The organism is Parendozoicomonas verongulae (assembly GCF_009711465.1).
Taxonomy (GTDB): Bacteria; Pseudomonadota; Gammaproteobacteria; order Pseudomonadales; family Endozoicomonadaceae; genus Sansalvadorimonas; species Sansalvadorimonas verongulae.
Genome location: NZ_SMME01000854.1, coordinates 24,081 through 38,382, shown reverse-complemented (window position 1 = coordinate 38,382; position 14,302 = coordinate 24,081). Strand labels below are relative to the sequence as shown.

At 50.6% G+C, this 14,302-nt stretch carries 15 protein-coding genes; 2 read left to right on the top strand and 13 right to left on the bottom strand.

Translation table 11 applies throughout. The features are described from left to right. The 4 genes from E1189_RS25560 to oppB (E1189_RS15790) all read right to left on the bottom strand — a co-directional run. The coding region (locus E1189_RS25560; protein WP_329602073.1) for an ATP-binding cassette domain-containing protein at positions 1 to 324 on the bottom strand (324 nt) is incomplete at its 3' end. Continuing rightward, entirely contained in the window at positions 321 to 1,307 is a 987-nt protein-coding gene (locus E1189_RS15800) for an ABC transporter ATP-binding protein (protein WP_155161325.1), read from the bottom strand. The genes E1189_RS15800 and E1189_RS25560, both read right to left, overlap by 4 nt. A 19-nt stretch (positions 1,308 to 1,326) precedes the next feature. Further along, complete coding sequence (gene oppC, locus E1189_RS15795) at positions 1,327 to 2,241, bottom strand: oligopeptide ABC transporter permease OppC (RefSeq protein ID WP_230460440.1); 915 nt, start codon at positions 2,239 to 2,241, stop codon at positions 1,327 to 1,329. Between the two features lie 20 nt (positions 2,242 to 2,261). Next, complete coding sequence (gene oppB / locus E1189_RS15790) at positions 2,262 to 3,185, bottom strand: oligopeptide ABC transporter permease OppB (protein WP_155161321.1); 924 nt, start codon at positions 3,183 to 3,185, stop codon at positions 2,262 to 2,264. A gap of 427 nt (positions 3,186 to 3,612) precedes the next feature. Here oppB (E1189_RS15790) and E1189_RS15785 point away from each other — a divergent pair, with 427 nt between their 5' ends. Continuing rightward, positions 3,613 to 5,253, top strand: coding sequence for a peptide ABC transporter substrate-binding protein (locus E1189_RS15785; RefSeq protein WP_155161319.1), 1,641 nt, complete (start codon positions 3,613 to 3,615; stop codon positions 5,251 to 5,253). 60 nt (positions 5,254 to 5,313) lie between these two features. On the opposite strand, the gene oppF is transcribed toward E1189_RS15785, so the two are convergent. The 4 genes from oppF to oppB (E1189_RS15765) are packed head-to-tail and all read right to left on the bottom strand — an operon-like array spanning position 5,314 to position 9,192. Then, positions 5,314 to 6,315 carry a murein tripeptide/oligopeptide ABC transporter ATP binding protein OppF gene (gene oppF, locus E1189_RS15780; protein ID WP_329602072.1) on the bottom strand — a complete coding sequence of 334 codons (1,002 nt, stop codon included), beginning with the start codon at positions 6,313 to 6,315 and terminating at the stop codon, positions 5,314 to 5,316. Then, positions 6,312 to 7,298 (bottom strand): ABC transporter ATP-binding protein, encoded by a 987-nt coding sequence (locus E1189_RS15775; RefSeq protein WP_329602071.1) that lies wholly within the window; start codon positions 7,296 to 7,298, stop codon positions 6,312 to 6,314. Before E1189_RS15775 ends, oppF begins: the two co-directional genes overlap by 4 nt. 16 nt (positions 7,299 to 7,314) lie before the next feature. Continuing rightward, on the bottom strand, positions 7,315 to 8,256 hold the full coding sequence (gene oppC / locus E1189_RS15770; protein ID WP_155161315.1) for an oligopeptide ABC transporter permease OppC: 942 nt from the start codon (positions 8,254 to 8,256) through the stop codon (positions 7,315 to 7,317). Between the two features lie 12 nt (positions 8,257 to 8,268). After that, positions 8,269 to 9,192: an oligopeptide ABC transporter permease OppB gene (oppB, locus tag E1189_RS15765; protein WP_155161313.1), complete on the bottom strand. Its 924-nt coding sequence runs from the start codon at positions 9,190 to 9,192 to the stop codon at positions 8,269 to 8,271. 329 nt (positions 9,193 to 9,521) lie between these two features. Here oppB (E1189_RS15765) and E1189_RS15760 point away from each other — a divergent pair, with 329 nt between their 5' ends. Beyond that, on the top strand, positions 9,522 to 10,118 hold the full coding sequence (locus E1189_RS15760) for a DNA-3-methyladenine glycosylase I (protein ID WP_329602070.1): 597 nt from the start codon (positions 9,522 to 9,524) through the stop codon (positions 10,116 to 10,118). Positions 10,119 to 10,308: 190 nt separating this feature from the next. On the opposite strand, the gene xerC is transcribed toward E1189_RS15760, so the two are convergent. Genes xerC through lptM form a run of 5 tightly spaced genes read right to left on the bottom strand, consistent with a single transcriptional unit; the run spans position 10,309 to position 14,156 of the window. After that, positions 10,309 to 11,211, bottom strand: a complete 903-nt coding sequence (xerC, locus tag E1189_RS15755; RefSeq protein WP_155161309.1) for a tyrosine recombinase XerC — start codon at positions 11,209 to 11,211, stop codon at positions 10,309 to 10,311. A gap of 5 nt (positions 11,212 to 11,216) precedes the next feature. Next, positions 11,217 to 11,948 carry a DUF484 family protein gene (locus E1189_RS15750; protein WP_155161306.1) on the bottom strand — a complete coding sequence of 244 codons (732 nt, stop codon included), beginning with the start codon at positions 11,946 to 11,948 and terminating at the stop codon, positions 11,217 to 11,219. After that, a complete protein-coding gene (dapF, locus tag E1189_RS15745; RefSeq protein ID WP_155161304.1) occupies positions 11,945 to 12,775 on the bottom strand; it encodes a diaminopimelate epimerase in 831 nt (276 codons plus the stop codon). Before dapF ends, E1189_RS15750 begins: the two co-directional genes overlap by 4 nt. Then, positions 12,766 to 14,028, bottom strand: a complete 1,263-nt coding sequence (lysA, locus tag E1189_RS15740) for a diaminopimelate decarboxylase (protein WP_155161302.1) — start codon at positions 14,026 to 14,028, stop codon at positions 12,766 to 12,768. Before lysA ends, dapF begins: the two co-directional genes overlap by 10 nt. Further along, positions 14,028 to 14,156, bottom strand: coding sequence for an LPS translocon maturation chaperone LptM (gene lptM / locus E1189_RS15735; RefSeq protein ID WP_155161300.1), 129 nt, complete (start codon positions 14,154 to 14,156; stop codon positions 14,028 to 14,030). Before lptM ends, lysA begins: the two co-directional genes overlap by 1 nt. Between the last annotated feature and the right edge of the window lie 146 nt (positions 14,157 to 14,302).

Here is a 14,302-nt window from a genome sequence, read left to right as displayed (position 1 = left end):
ATCCTGGAAGATCATCTGCATATCACGACGTACGTCGTGAAAGCCTTTGTCATCCATGCCTGCCAGATTCTTGCCTTCCCAGATAATGTCACCGGATGTGGCTTTGACAAGCCCAATCAAGGCTCTGGCCAGTGTGGATTTGCCACAGCCGGATTCCCCCACAACACCCAGCGTTTCACCGGGCATCAAATCAAAGCTCACGCCATCTACGGCTTTGACCTTGGGAATGGGCTGCCATGGCCAGTCCCGGGATGCTGGAATCGGAAAATGGACGCAAACATCACGCACCTGCAGAAGAGGCTTCACTTGTTTATTGGTACTCACAGGCTGGCTCCTTCTGCTGTGTGCTCAGATGCGGCCCAGAAACAGGCGCGGCGGCGACCATTCTCAAAGTTTTTGAGTTTTGGAATATGCTCACGACAGCTGTCCATCACATGGGAGCAACGCTCCTGGAATGGGCAGCCTGCTGGCAGATTCAGAAGGTTAGGTGGATTGCCCTGAATGGTGGGCAGGACTTCGCCTTCAGTTTTCAGGGTGGGAATCGATTCCAGCAAACCAATGGTGTACGGATGGCTGGGCTTGTAGAAAATCTCATCCGTAGTGCCGTACTCCATGGTCTGGCCCGCGTACATCACCAGAACCTTATCGCAGATACCGGCTACTACGCCCAGATCGTGGGTAATCATGATAATGGCGGTGTTGAAATCTCGTTTCAGATCGTTCAACAGCTCCATAATCTGGGCCTGCACGGTTACGTCCAGAGCGGTTGTTGGCTCATCGGCAATCAATAGCTTTGGACGACACAGCAATGCCATGGCAATCATGACCCGCTGTCGCATACCACCGGAGAACTCGTGGGGATACATATCCATCCGTTTGCGGGCTTCTGGCATTTTTACTGCGTCCAGCATACGCACGGACGCTCCAAAGGCTTCCTCTTTCCCCATGCCTTTGTGCAGCATCAACACTTCCATTAACTGGGTGCCGACCTTCATGTAAGGGTTCAGAGAGGTCATCGGGTCCTGGAAGATCATGGAGATCTTTTCGGCACGGATGCTGTTCAGGTCTTTCTCGGACAGATTGAGGATCTGCTTGCCTTCAAACAGCGCCTCACCACCGGTGCGACCATTCTTGGCCAGCAACCCCATCAGAGAGAAAGCGGTCTGGCTTTTACCAGAACCGGATTCCCCCACAATGCCGAGGGTTTGTCCTGCTTCCAAAGAGAAATTCAGGTTGTTGACGGCGGTTACGTCGCCGTCTGGGGTGGAGAATGTCACCCGTAAATCGTTGACTTCCAGCAAACTCATCTTTCAGGATTCCTTTCTATTAACGATCTTTAGGGTCGAGGGCGTCGCGCAAGCCATCGCCAACGTAGTTAAAGCAGAACAGGGTGATCATCAAAAAGGCCACCGGGAAAGCCAGCTGCCATACGGCAACCGTCATGGCATTCGCGCCTTCGCTCACCAGTGCACCCCAGCTGGTCATGGGTTCCTGCACACCCAGACCGAGGAAGCTCAGGAAGGATTCAAACAGAATCATGCCGGGAACCAGAAGCGAAGCGTAAACAGCCACGATACCCAGTACATTGGGAACGATGTGACCGCGAATAATGTCCCATGGTCGAGTACCGCACACCCGCGCGGCTTCAATAAACTCCCGCCCTTTCAGGCTGATGGTTTGTCCGCGCACAATACGGGCCATGGAGAGCCAGGACACCGCACCAATGGCAATAAATATCAACATGATGGAGCGGCCAAACATGGTCACCAGCAGAATTACCAGAAACATGAAGGGGAATGACTGCAGAATCTCCAGAATCCGCATCATTACCATATCTACTTTGCCTCCCAGATAGCCAGCCGTTGCACCATAAATTGTACCGATCAGCACAGCAACCAGTGCACCGAGAATACCCACCATAAAGGAGATGCGACCACCAAGCAGGGTGCGCACAAACAGGTCTCGGCCAAGGGCGTCGGTACCAAACCAGTGACCGTTTTCGAGGCTGGGAGGAGTGGCCATATTGGCCCAGTCAATACCATCGTATTGATACTGGGACAGGTATGGCCCAATAAGAACAAGCAGGCCGATAAAGGCCAGAACAAGAAGGCTGGTAACCGCTGCACGGTTACGGAAGAAGCGGGCGCGGGCATCTGCCCACAGGCTGCGGCCTTCGATTTCCAGCTCGAGATCTTTTGCAAAGTTTTCTATGGCCGCTTTTTGGTCGGCAGCAGGAGCCATTGTGGTCATCTGTCGTCTCCTTACTGGTAGCGAATCTTGGGGTCGATGACGGCATAGAGAATATCGACAATTGCTGTAAACAGGATGGTCAGTGTGCCGATGATGATGGTCAGGCCCAGTACCAGGGAGTAGTCACGGTTCAGGGCACCATTCACAAAATGCTGGCCGATACCGGGCAGGCCGAACACAGTTTCCACAACCACGGAGCCGGTGATAATGCCCACAAATGCAGGGCCGAGATAAGACACGACCGGCAACAGGGAAGGACGCATGGCGTGGCGGAGAATGATGGTTTTCCAGGGCAGGCCTTTTGCCCGTGCGGTGCGAATGTAGTTACTGTTCAGCACCTCAATCATGCTACTGCGCTGGATACGTGCGATAGACGCCATGTACATAATAGCCATGGCCACTACCGGAAGTACCATAAAGTGCCAGCCTCCCCCTTGCCAGCCTCCAGCCGGGAGCCATTGCAGAGTGATGGCGAATATCAGAACAAGAAGCGGGGCGATAACAAACGACGGTAGTACAACACCCGTCATCGCCAGGGCCATTATGATGTAATCAAGAAAGGTGTTTTGTTTGAGAGCTGCTGTTGTGCCAATGGTGACACCGACCAGAACCGTGAAGAGGAAAGCCACAGAACCAATTTTCAGGGAAACCGGGAAGCTCTGTGAGAGGAGATCATTCACAGTGTAGTCACGGTATTTGAAAGAGGGGCCAAGGTCGCCTTTAGCCAGGTTACCCAGATACATGAAGTATTGCTGGTAGAGGGGTTTGTCCATGTGATACTTGGCTTCGATGTTTTTGAGTATCTCAGGGGGAAGGCTGCGCTCTCCTGTAAAGGGGCTTCCGGGGGCGGCCTGCATTAAGAAGAAGGAAATAGTTATCAAAACTAAAAGGGTTGGCACAGCGATCGCAAATCTTCGAATAACAAAGTTAAGCATTTGTGTTCTCCTACCCTAAACACTGCGAATGGTTAGGTTGACTGTCTGTTTTTATCATCTGCACACCTCGATGAAAGAAGATGGGGCTGTTTATTACTGTGCAATAAGATGGCGTTATAAAAACACGTATCAGGTCAATAAAAGTAAAGTTATTGTTGTTTGATGTTTGTGTATTGTTTGGTTTTTATCCGATTTTGGTTTTGTGTTGGTTAAAACTAAAGAAGTACTGTCGTTTATGGTTATAAAAGTTGACTCTGGTTATATAAACTGTCTGTTCGTCTAATAAACATACTGTTTTCAGGTAATAAAACTTTACGAAAAATAGATTTTGTTGATTTGTGACGGGTTTTTATAGCGTGGCCTTGTTGCACACTGATAAGTGTTCGGAGACACCTTATGTCATTCATTAGAATTAAACAGGTCATTTATGAACACAGCCAAAAAAATACTGGTCTCAACTATTGCCGCCTTAACCGTTGGAGTGTCGTCTGCTTCCTTTGCTGCTGTTGTGCCACAGGGCACTCAACTGGCTCCTGCTGCACAACAGGTATTTAAACGGAATATTAACAACGAACCCTCCTCCCTAGATCCTCAAAAGGTTGAAGGCAATGCGGGTAGTCCAGTGGTTCGTGATCTGTTTGAAGGCCTGACAACCCTGGACCCACACGGCAAAGTGATTCCCGGTACTGCGACAGACTGGTCTGTGTCTGATGATGGTTTGGTGTATACGTTTAATCTTCGCAAAGACGCCCAGTGGTCAAACGGTGATCCGGTCACAGCCAGTGATTTCGTATTTGCTTTCCAACGTGCTGTTGATCCGGCAACCGGATCTAAATACGCGTGGTTTATGGAGCTGGCGAATATAGATAATGCAAAAGCCATTATTGATGGGAAAATGCCAAAATCAGAACTTGGTATTAAAGCGGTTGATGATCACACCGTTCAGATTACCCTGAGTAATCAAGTACCATTCTTCCCTAAACTGGTAGCTCATTACACAATGATGCCGGTTCCTCAAAAGGTTGTTGAAAAGTATGGTGATGCCTGGACACGGCCAGAGAATATGGTTTCCAATGGCGCTTATAAGTTAACCGAGTGGGTTGTTAATGAACGTATTGTAGCCAAACGCAACCCGAAGTATTGGAACGATAAAGAAACAGTTGTTAATGAAGTTGATTACTTGCCTATTATATCTGGCAATGCAGCTTTGAATCGGTATAAGGCCGGTGAGATTGATTTAACCGGCGCACCTTCTGAACACCTGAAAAATCTACAGAAGACAATACCTGAACAGGTGAAAATTTCACCAAAAATAGGAACCTACTATTACGACTTTAATAAGAATGTTAAACCTTTTGATGATGTTCGCGTAAGAAAAGCGCTGACTTATTCCATTAACCGGGATGCGATTACCAACTATGTATTGGGCGGTGGTCAGCTTCCTGCCTACAGCTTTACACCAGAGTCTGTTGACGGGTTTACGCCTCCTGATCTGGCCTGGGGTAAAATGACTCAGAAAGAGCGGGATGAAAAAGCCAGAGCGCTGCTGAACGAAGCGGGCTTCAATAAGAGCCACCCGCTGGACATTGAACTGCTTTACAACACCAATGAAGGCCTCAAGAAGATCGCCATCGCCACATCCCAGATGTGGAAACAGGCTCTGGGCTCAGATGTGATTCATGTCACCCTGAAAAATCAGGAGTGGAAAACCTTCCTGGATACTGTACATCAGGGACACTTCCAGGTGGCCCGTGCAGGATGGCTGGGTGATTACAACGAACCATCGACCATGCTGACCGTCTGGACCAGCAGGAACGCCCAGAACTACGGCAAGTGGTCCAACAACGAGTATGACGACCTGATCACTCAGGCGCTGACCACGCAGGATCCAGCGAAGCGCAGTGAAATGTACACTCACGCTGAGAAGATTTTTGCGGATGAAATGCCAGCCATTCCTGTTTACCAGTACACCAGCGTTCGCCTGATCAAACCCACGGTGCATGGCTATGCCATCGACAACCCTCTGGGTACTATGTTGGCTCGTGATCTCTATATCACCGCTAAGTGATATGTGAGATACCTCAGAAATAAAGAACCCCGGTCGTTAAAGTAGCCGGGGTTTTCTGATTCAGGGCGCTGTAACCGGGCAGGCGACCTGATGAACGGCATTACCTTTTAGCACAGGCTTTTCTTTGGCGCAGTTCTCAATCGCCCTGGGGCAGCGTGTGCGGAATACACAGCCGGATGGTGGGTTGATGGGTGATGGAAGATCACCTTCCAGTAGTTGAATGGTTTTGTTGCGTTCCAGTTCCGGATCAGGAATAGGAACCGCAGACAGGAGCGCCTGTGTGTAAGGGTGAGTGGGTTTGGCATACAGTGCCTCGGAAGTTGCCAGCTCCGCTTCGTTACCCAGATACATCACCAGTACACGATCACTGATGTGTTTTACCACTGACAGATCGTGGGCAATAAACACCAGAGATAATCCCATCTCTTCCTGCAGCTCTTTCAGCAGGTTCACGACCTGTGCCTGAATAGATACATCCAGCGCACTTACCGGTTCATCACAGATAATCAGTTTGGGTTTGAGAATCAAAGCGCGGGCAATGCCCACACGCTGGCACTGACCACCGGAAAACTCGTGGGGATAACGGTTAATGACGTTAGGCAGCAGACCAACACGATCCATAATCTGCCGTACTCGGGCTTTGACCTCTTCAGGACTCAAATCCGCTTCATAGTTGCGCAGCGGCTCGGCAATAATATCGCCAATGGTCATCCGTGGGTTCAGGGAGGCCAGAGGATCCTGGAAGATCATCTGCATATCACGACGCACCTTGTGAAAGCCTTTGTCGTTCATGCCTGCCAGATTTTTACCACCCCAGAGAATCTCTCCGGATGTGGTTTTCACCAAACCGATCAAGGCCCGTGCCAGAGTGGATTTGCCACAGCCGGATTCTCCCACAACACCCAGGGTTTCACCGGGCATCAGATCAAAACTCACACCGTCCACAGCCTTTACCTTGGGAATAGGCTGCCATGGCCAGTCACGGGAGGCAGGAATGGGAAAGTGGACGCAGACATTGCGCACCTGCAAAAGAGGCTTGGCTTGTGCCTGGTGGGTGCTCACAGGCTGGCTCCTTCTGTTGTATGCTCAGGTACAGCCCAGAAACAGGCGCGACGGCGGTTATTCTCAAAGGTTTCCAGAGCTGGCATATTCTGACGACAGATGTCCATCACGTGGGAGCAACGTTCCTGGAACGGGCAGCCTGCTGGCAGGTTCAGCAAGTTCGGTGGATTGCCCTGAATGGTAGGCAGAATTTCACCTTCGGTTTTCAGGGTTGGAATCGATTCCAGCAAACCGATGGTGTACGGATGGCTTGGCCTGTAGAAAATTTCATCCGTGGTGCCATATTCCATGGTCTGGCCTGCATACATCACCAGAACCTTGTCACAGATACCTGCCACTACGCCCAGGTCGTGGGTGATCATAATAATAGCGGTGTTGAAGTCCCGTTTCAGATCATTCAACAGCTCCATAATCTGAGCCTGAACGGTTACGTCCAGAGCCGTTGTGGGTTCGTCGGCAATCAACAGCTTTGGACGACACAAGAGCGCCATGGCGATCATCACCCGCTGTCGCATACCCCCGGAGAACTCGTGGGGGTACATAGTCATGCGCTTGCGGGATTCGGGCATTTTTACCGCATCCAGCATACGCACGGACTCTTCAAAGGCTTCCTCTTTGCCCATACCTTTATGCAGTCTCAGCACTTCCATCAGTTGAGTGCCGACTTTCATGTAAGGATTCAGGGATGTCATTGGGTCCTGAAAGATCATGGAGATCTTCTCGGCACGGATGCTGTTCAGTTCTTTCTCGGGGAGGTTGAGGATTTGTTTGCCTTCAAACAGCGCTTCACCGCCGGTGCGGCCATTCTTGGCCAGCAGCCCCATAATGGAGAAAGCGGTCTGGCTTTTACCGGAGCCTGACTCGCCAACAATACCGAGGGTTTGCCCGGCTTCCAGTGAAAAGTTCAGGTTGTTAACGGCAGTCACGTCACCCTCAGGGGTGGAGAAATGAACCTGCAGATCTTTAACGTCTAATAAGCTCATAAATCGTTCCTCAGAGTTATCGATCTTTCGGGTCGAGGGCATCACGCAAACCATCGCCCACATAGTTAAAGCAGAACAGTGTGATAACCAGGAACGCTACAGGGAAAGCCAGCTGCCATACGGCCACTTCCATAGACTGAGAGCCTTCGTTTACCAGAGCACCCCAACTGGTCATGGGCTCCTGCACACCCAGACCAAGGAAGCTCAGGAAGGATTCAAACAGAATCATACCGGGTACCAGCAATGAGGCGTAAACCACCACAATGCCGAGCACGTTAGGCACAATGTGTCGCAAGATAATTGCGGAGGGTCTGGTCCCACACACACGGGCTGCTTCAATAAACTCGCGGCCCTTCAGGCTGATGGTCTGTCCGCGCACGATACGGGCCATATCCAGCCAGGAGACTGCACCAATGGCGAGGAAGATCAGCATGATGGAGCGACCAAACATGGTCACCAGCAGAATCACCAGGAACATGAACGGGAACGACTGAAGGATTTCCAGAATACGCATCATGATGGCGTCGGTACGGCCACCGGCATAACCAGCGGTAGCACCAAACAGCGTGCCGATAAGCACCGCAACCAGTGCGCCAAGGATGCCCACCATAAAGGAGATCCGGCCACCCATGAGGGTACGCACAAAAAGGTCTCGACCAAGGGCATCAGTACCGAACCAATGACTGCTTTCCATATCGGGAGGCGCAGCCATATAGCTCCAGTCGATCGCATCGAACTCATGGGGAGACAACCAGGGGCCAACCACAACCAGTACGCCAATGATGGCAAGAATAATCAGGCTGGTGACAGCGGCTTTATTCCGGAAAAAGCGCATGCGGGCGTCTGCCCACAGGCTGCGACCTTCAATTTCCAGACTATTGTCCAGCTGATTTTCAAGAGCGTCAGCGAAGTTGCTGACAGCGGCTTTTTTATCCGCTTCGGGTGTCAGATGTGCCATGACTTCGCTTCCTTACTGATAGCGGATCTTTGGATCGATGACCGCATAAAGAATATCGACAATCGCAGTGAACAGAATGGTGAGAGCACCGATGATAATGGTCAGGCCAAGAACCAGTGAGTAGTCACGGTTCAGTGCACCATTCACAAAGTGCTGGCCGATACCGGGTAGTCCGAACACGGTTTCCACAACCACGGAGCCGGTGATAATGCCCACAAACGCAGGGCCGAGATAAGAAACAACAGGCAGCAGGGAAGGACGCAGAGCGTGGCGGGTGATAATCACATGCCACGGCAGGCCTTTAGCACGGGCAGTGCGAATGTAGTTACTGTTCAGCACCTCAATCATACTGCTGCGCTGGATACGGGCGATAGACGCCATATACATAATGGCCATAGCCGTAACCGGTAATACCATGTATTGCCACTCTCCGCCGTTCCAGCCACCGGCGGGCAGCCAGTGCAGGGTGATGGCGAATATCAGAACAAGGAGTGGTGCGATAACAAACGACGGCAGCACAACACCCGTCATCGCCAGTGCCATGATGATGTAATCGAGCACCGTATTTTGCTTCAGAGCGGCTACCGTTCCTATGGTGACCCCAATGATCACAGTAAACAGGAAGGCCACTGAGCCTATTTTCAATGAGACAGGAAAGCTCTGCTCCAGCAAGTCGTTCACCGTGTAATCCCGGTATTTAAACGACGGCCCTAAATCACCTTTGGCAAGATTGCCAAGGTAAAGGAAATACTGCTGATACAGGGGTTTGTCGAGGTTGTACTTGGCCTCGATGTTTTTGAGTATCTCGGGTGGAAGATTCCGCTCACCGGTAAAAGGGCTGCCCGGTGCCGCTTGCATCAAAAAGAAAGATATGGTGATGAGCACTAGCAGTGTTGGTACGGCTATGGCAAATCGTTTAATGATAAATTTCAGCATTGAAAAACCTGTTGCCAAAGAGGTTCGCGATCAGCGAACAACTATTCTTTTTATAAGCTCTTTTCGTGCTTAACGATCGATCTATAAGTCCTGTAGACATTATTCTCGGTGTTGGGTATTGGCTTTGATAAAGCTTCACCAGACGACTTTCACGTACACCCGTTTTCCAGCGAAAGAAGCACTCCGGCATATCCTTAGCTGGAATTTTACGTTTATACGAATGGGGGCATCATACCTTTTGTGGCGTCACTTCGCATCGTTCTTGCGTTTTGTGTGAGTGAACTGTCAGGATAACTGACAATGAAACAGCACATTTTCAGGAGATGTTGGTGAGTAAAGTAGAACGTGTAACGGATGGCATACGTTGCTCCTGGTGCCATGGTGATGAACTCTACCGTGAGTACCACGATCAGGAGTGGGGCGTTCCCTGCAGAAACGACGATCAACTCTTTGAGTTTCTGGTTCTGGAAGGTGCACAGGCAGGGCTTTCGTGGATCACAGTGTTGCGCAAGCGGGAGCATTATCGCAAGGTTTTCGAAGGGTTCGACCCATGCAAGGTGGCTCAGTACGGCCCGGAAAAAGTGGAAGAACTGTTGCACAACCCTGGTATCATCCGTAACAAGCTGAAGGTGAACAGTGCTATTCATAACGCCAAAGCTTATTTGAAAGTACAGGAAAAGTACGGCTCATTTTCCCGGTTCATCTGGTCGTTTGTCGATGGTGAAACCATCCAGAATCACTTTACCTCTATGGCTGAAGTGCCCGCCTCAACCGAGATTTCAGAACGTATGAGCAAGGCCTTAAAAAAAGAAGGCTTTAACTTTGTCGGCCCCACGATTTGCTATGCCTTTATGCAGGCGACCGGCATGGTGAATGACCATATCACCAGCTGCCATCGGCACAAGGCCTGCGGCGGTGTCGGTTGAAGGATAAGGTGACAATATGAAAAATATACCGACAATGGAATATGAAACGTCGCAAACTTTATAAATCGCGATCTAAACAGATTTTTGGATTCAGCAGCATCAAATCTGGCAAGTACTTTCGAGTGGAATGCTGGCGCAATGTATTTATTGATGACCACAGCAAACCTGAAAATCTGACATCCAAAAACAATCAATCCTTCTTTCTGGCTCTTGGATGTGTCTTATCATAAACATCCGCCAAATGCTGAAAATCCAGATGTGTATAAACCTGCGTAGTAGAAATATCACTATGCCCCAGCATTTCCTGCACGGCTCGCAAATCACCGCTTGATTCCAGAATATGGCTGGCAAAGGAGTGCCGGAGCATATGGGGATGTAAAGGCATATCCAGCCCGTGACGTTTACCCCACTCCTTAATTCTCACCTGAACCTGACGTTGGCTGATGCGTTTACCATTTTTGGAAACAAACAACGCTGTTTCACCTTCGTTTGCAAAGCTGCTGCGAACAGTCAGCCACTTTTCCAAAGCCTGCCGGGCTTTGCTACCGATCAGAACATCACGTTCCTTGCTTCCTTTACCCAACACTCTAGCCTGACCATCATTAAGAACAACATCACCAACATTCAGGCCAACCAGCTCTGAAAGGCGTATACCAGCTGAGTAAAACAGTTCGAGAATAGCATGGTCGCGGATTAGCAACGGAGAGTCGCAAGTCATATCCAGCATGCCAGATACCTGATCAGCATCCAGAACCTTTGGAAGGGTTTTCGCAGTTTGTGGCCCCTGAATGCCTTTGGCGGGATTGTGATCGGCCAGCCCTTGTCGCAACAGAAAGTCATAAAAACTACGAACGGAAGAGAGCCAGCGGTGCAGGCTACGGGCCTCAAGCCCTTTGCGATGCAACTCTCCCAACACATGGCTGATGTCTTTTGTTTTCAGACTTTGCCATGTATCAGACGGCTCAAGATGCTTATCGAGTTTGTCCAGATCACGGAGATACGCCGATAAGGTGTGAGGCGAGACATTACACTCATGGCGAAGATTATTCTGCCACGCCTCCAGCTGTTCGGCTCGCAACCTTGCACCGGACATAAACGTCAGGGACGCGGTGCTGCCAGTGTTTCCAAAGCGCGGGAAACCACTTCACCAATGAAGTTTAAATAAATCGTTCCCGTACCAGCCCGGAAATCATCCTCACTACGGCTGCCCACGGCCAAAATCCCCAGAGGACGTTTGAAGTGCAGAGACACAACAGCAGTGGATTTCACCATTTTCCAATGATTAGGGAAGAGGAATTTCAGCTCCTGCTCCCGTAAACGTCCGCATACTACGCGACTGCCGGTCAGCAGATCCGAAATACCCGTACCGGAATGAATATCTGCCTTGGTATGGCAGGGAACACGGGAAGCTTTTGAGCCTGTCGGGCCAGTTTTTACAGAACCTGCAAATGTCTCAGACACCAGCATAGGCGACACGTAATCAATACGAAATTCGTGGGACAGACTGTCATCAACGGCGTCCAGCACCTCGTCGAGAGTATCCGCTTCCTGCACTGTCAGAACCAGTCTGCGTACACGCTCGAACAGGCTGTCGTTATCACGGGCGATACTGAGCAGCTCGTTCAGCTTGGTGCGCATGCTTTGGTTACGCTCCCGCAAAACAGACACTTGTCGCTCAACCAGAGAGATAGCTTCGCCACGCTGGTGAGGAATGGTGAGAGTACTCAGCAACTCATCCCGTTTGATAAAGAAGTCAGGATTGGTGCTCAGAAACTGTGCCACCTGCTCATCGGTTAAAGACTCCGCCAAATCAAGTCCGTCGTCACTCATATCCTTATCTGCCCCTCGTAGACGCGTGTAGCCGGGCCTGTCATCAGTACCGGCAGGTCTTCCTCTTTCCAGGTGATACTCAGGGAGCCGCCGGAAAGGTTCACTTTAACAGTGGGTTCCAGCAGCCCCTGCAAGCGTCCGGCAACAACAGCTGCACAGGCGCCTGTACCACAGGCCAGAGTTTCTCCTACTCCACGTTCATAAACCCGCAGGTTCACTTCACCGGGGTTCACGATTTCCATAAAGCCGACATTGCAGTTTTGCGGGAAGCGGGCATGGCGCTGGATTTTACGGCCCAGGATTTCCACCGGAGCTTTTTTGCAATCATCCACCAGCAGCACTGCATGGGGATTGCCCATGGAAACCGCTGCAATTTCATGCTGCTTGCCTTCCACCTCCAGCTTGTAGGTGATGGACTGCCGCTCTGCTTTAAACGGAATTTCCCAAGGCTCGAGCTTGGGCTTGCCCATATTTACAGTGACTTCGCCGTCTTTACCGACCCGCAGTTCAATATTGCCTTTGGCAGTTTGAACTTTGATACGGCGGCTGGATGCCAGCTTGCGCTCCAGCACAAACATAGCAAAACACCGGGCGCCGTTGCCGCATTGCTCGACTTCACTGCCATCTGCATTAAATATGCGATAGCAAAAATCCATATCAGGATCACCGGGGGGCTCAACCAGCAAAAGTTGATCGAACCCTACGCCAAAATGGCGATCACCCAGCTCTTTGATTTTGTCAGGGTGAAGACGGACATTCTGGGTCACGCCATCTACCACCATAAAATCATTTCCGAGACCATGCATTTTTGTGAATTTTAAAAGCATGCCTTCTCCCCTGGCAGTAATTCCAGCGCCAACTGGTCGGCCAGGGTTTCCCGGCGACGTACAATATCAGCCTTGTCACCGGATACCAGAACTTCTGCCGGACGGCCACGGGTATTAAAGTTGGAAGCCATTACCATACCGTAAGCCCCTGCCGACATAATCGCCAGCAAATCCCCGTCTTTCAGTGTCAGAGTGCGGTTTTTGCCAAGAAAGTCGGAGGTTTCACACACCGGGCCAACAATGTCGTATACCAGCCCTTCTCCTTCACGGGGTTTCACCGGCACGATGTCGTGCCAGGAACCGTAGAGCGCCGGACGAATCAAATCGTTCATTGCCCCATCAATCACGGCAAAGTTCTTGTGTTCTGTGTGCTTCAGCATTTCCACCTTTGTCAGAAGAATGCCGGCATTGGCAACAATGGAACGGCCCGGTTCAAAGACCAGTGTCAGCTTACGGTCTCCTACGTGCTTACGCACAGCTGTAATAAGATCTTCTGTGGCCGGTGGTTGCTCGTTTTTATAAGTCACACCCAGGCCGCCACCAAGATCAAGGTGAGAGAGGACAATGCCTTTATCAGCCAGACGATCCACCAGCGCCAACAGAATATCCAGCGCATCAAGGTAAGGTTCAAGAGACGTGAGCTGTGAACCGATATGGCAATCTACACCAGTCACTTCGATATTTGGCAGGCTTTGAGCACGTTCGTAAATCTCTTCGGCACAGTCAATATCTACACCAAACTTGTTGTCTTTCAGGCCAGTGGAAATATAGGGATGAGTCCGGGCATCCACATTGGGATTGACCCGCAGGGAGACATTGGCTGTTTTCCCCATATCAGCAGCAATAGCCTGTAAACGATCCAGTTCGGGAATCGATTCAATATTGAAACACCACACTCCAGCATCCAGCGCCCGGCGCACTTCATGCTCTTGTTTGCCGACACCAGAGAATACGACATTTCTCGCATCACCACCGGCAGCCAGTACGCGTTCAAGCTCACCGACGGACACGATATCAAAACCCGCACCCAGCTTTGCCAGCACATTCAAAACGCCTAGATTGGAGTTGGCTTTTACGGCGTAACAGATTTTATGGGAAACATCCGCCAGGGGTTTTGCGTAACCATTCCAGGCGGTTTCAATCGCAGCGCGGGAATAAATATAGGAAGGTGTACCCACGGTTTCGGCAATCTTGCTGAGGGGAACACCTTCGGCGTGTAATTCACCATCAATCCACGAAAATGATTCCGACATTAACTCCCCGCGCCTCCGTGCTGAACGGTCAGGGCTGCAGGTTGCGCGTCGGGTATAATCAGTGGACCTTTCTGACCACAGGCTGTCAGTAACAAACTCAGAGATACAAGCGCCAGTGCTCGTTTCATTGTGGGCTCCAGATTCCAAGGCAGTGTTTAATTCGCATAATTGACAATCAGTATACCTGCGTATTTTCTGGCATAACAGAGACGAAAACTGAGATGGAGTTTAAAAAAAAGCGCCCGATGCAGGGCGCTTTCACAGCTCGTATCAC

Bases quoted from the DNA above. Each gene is read 5' to 3' on its own strand.
- E1189_RS15800 (WP_155161325.1), bottom strand. From the start codon at position 1,307: ATGAGTTTGCTGGAAGTCAACGATTTACGGGTGACATTCTCCACCCCA.
- oppC (WP_230460440.1), bottom strand. From the start codon at position 2,241: ATGGCTCCTGCTGCCGACCAAAAAGCGGCCATAGAAAACTTTGCAAAA.
- oppB (WP_155161321.1), bottom strand. From the start codon at position 3,185: ATGCTTAACTTTGTTATTCGAAGATTTGCGATCGCTGTGCCAACCCTT.
- E1189_RS15785 (WP_155161319.1), top strand. From the start codon at position 3,613: ATGAACACAGCCAAAAAAATACTGGTCTCAACTATTGCCGCCTTAACC.
- E1189_RS15775 (WP_329602071.1), bottom strand. From the start codon at position 7,298: ATGAGCTTATTAGACGTTAAAGATCTGCAGGTTCATTTCTCCACCCCT.
- oppC (WP_155161315.1), bottom strand. From the start codon at position 8,256: ATGGCACATCTGACACCCGAAGCGGATAAAAAAGCCGCTGTCAGCAAC.
- oppB (WP_155161313.1), bottom strand. From the start codon at position 9,192: ATGCTGAAATTTATCATTAAACGATTTGCCATAGCCGTACCAACACTG.
- xerC (WP_155161309.1), bottom strand. From the start codon at position 11,211: ATGTCCGGTGCAAGGTTGCGAGCCGAACAGCTGGAGGCGTGGCAGAAT.
- E1189_RS15750 (WP_155161306.1), bottom strand. From the start codon at position 11,948: ATGAGTGACGACGGACTTGATTTGGCGGAGTCTTTAACCGATGAGCAG.
- dapF (WP_155161304.1), bottom strand. From the start codon at position 12,775: ATGCTTTTAAAATTCACAAAAATGCATGGTCTCGGAAATGATTTTATG.
- lysA (WP_155161302.1), bottom strand. From the start codon at position 14,028: ATGTCGGAATCATTTTCGTGGATTGATGGTGAATTACACGCCGAAGGT.
- lptM (WP_155161300.1), bottom strand. From the start codon at position 14,156: ATGAAACGAGCACTGGCGCTTGTATCTCTGAGTTTGTTACTGACAGCC.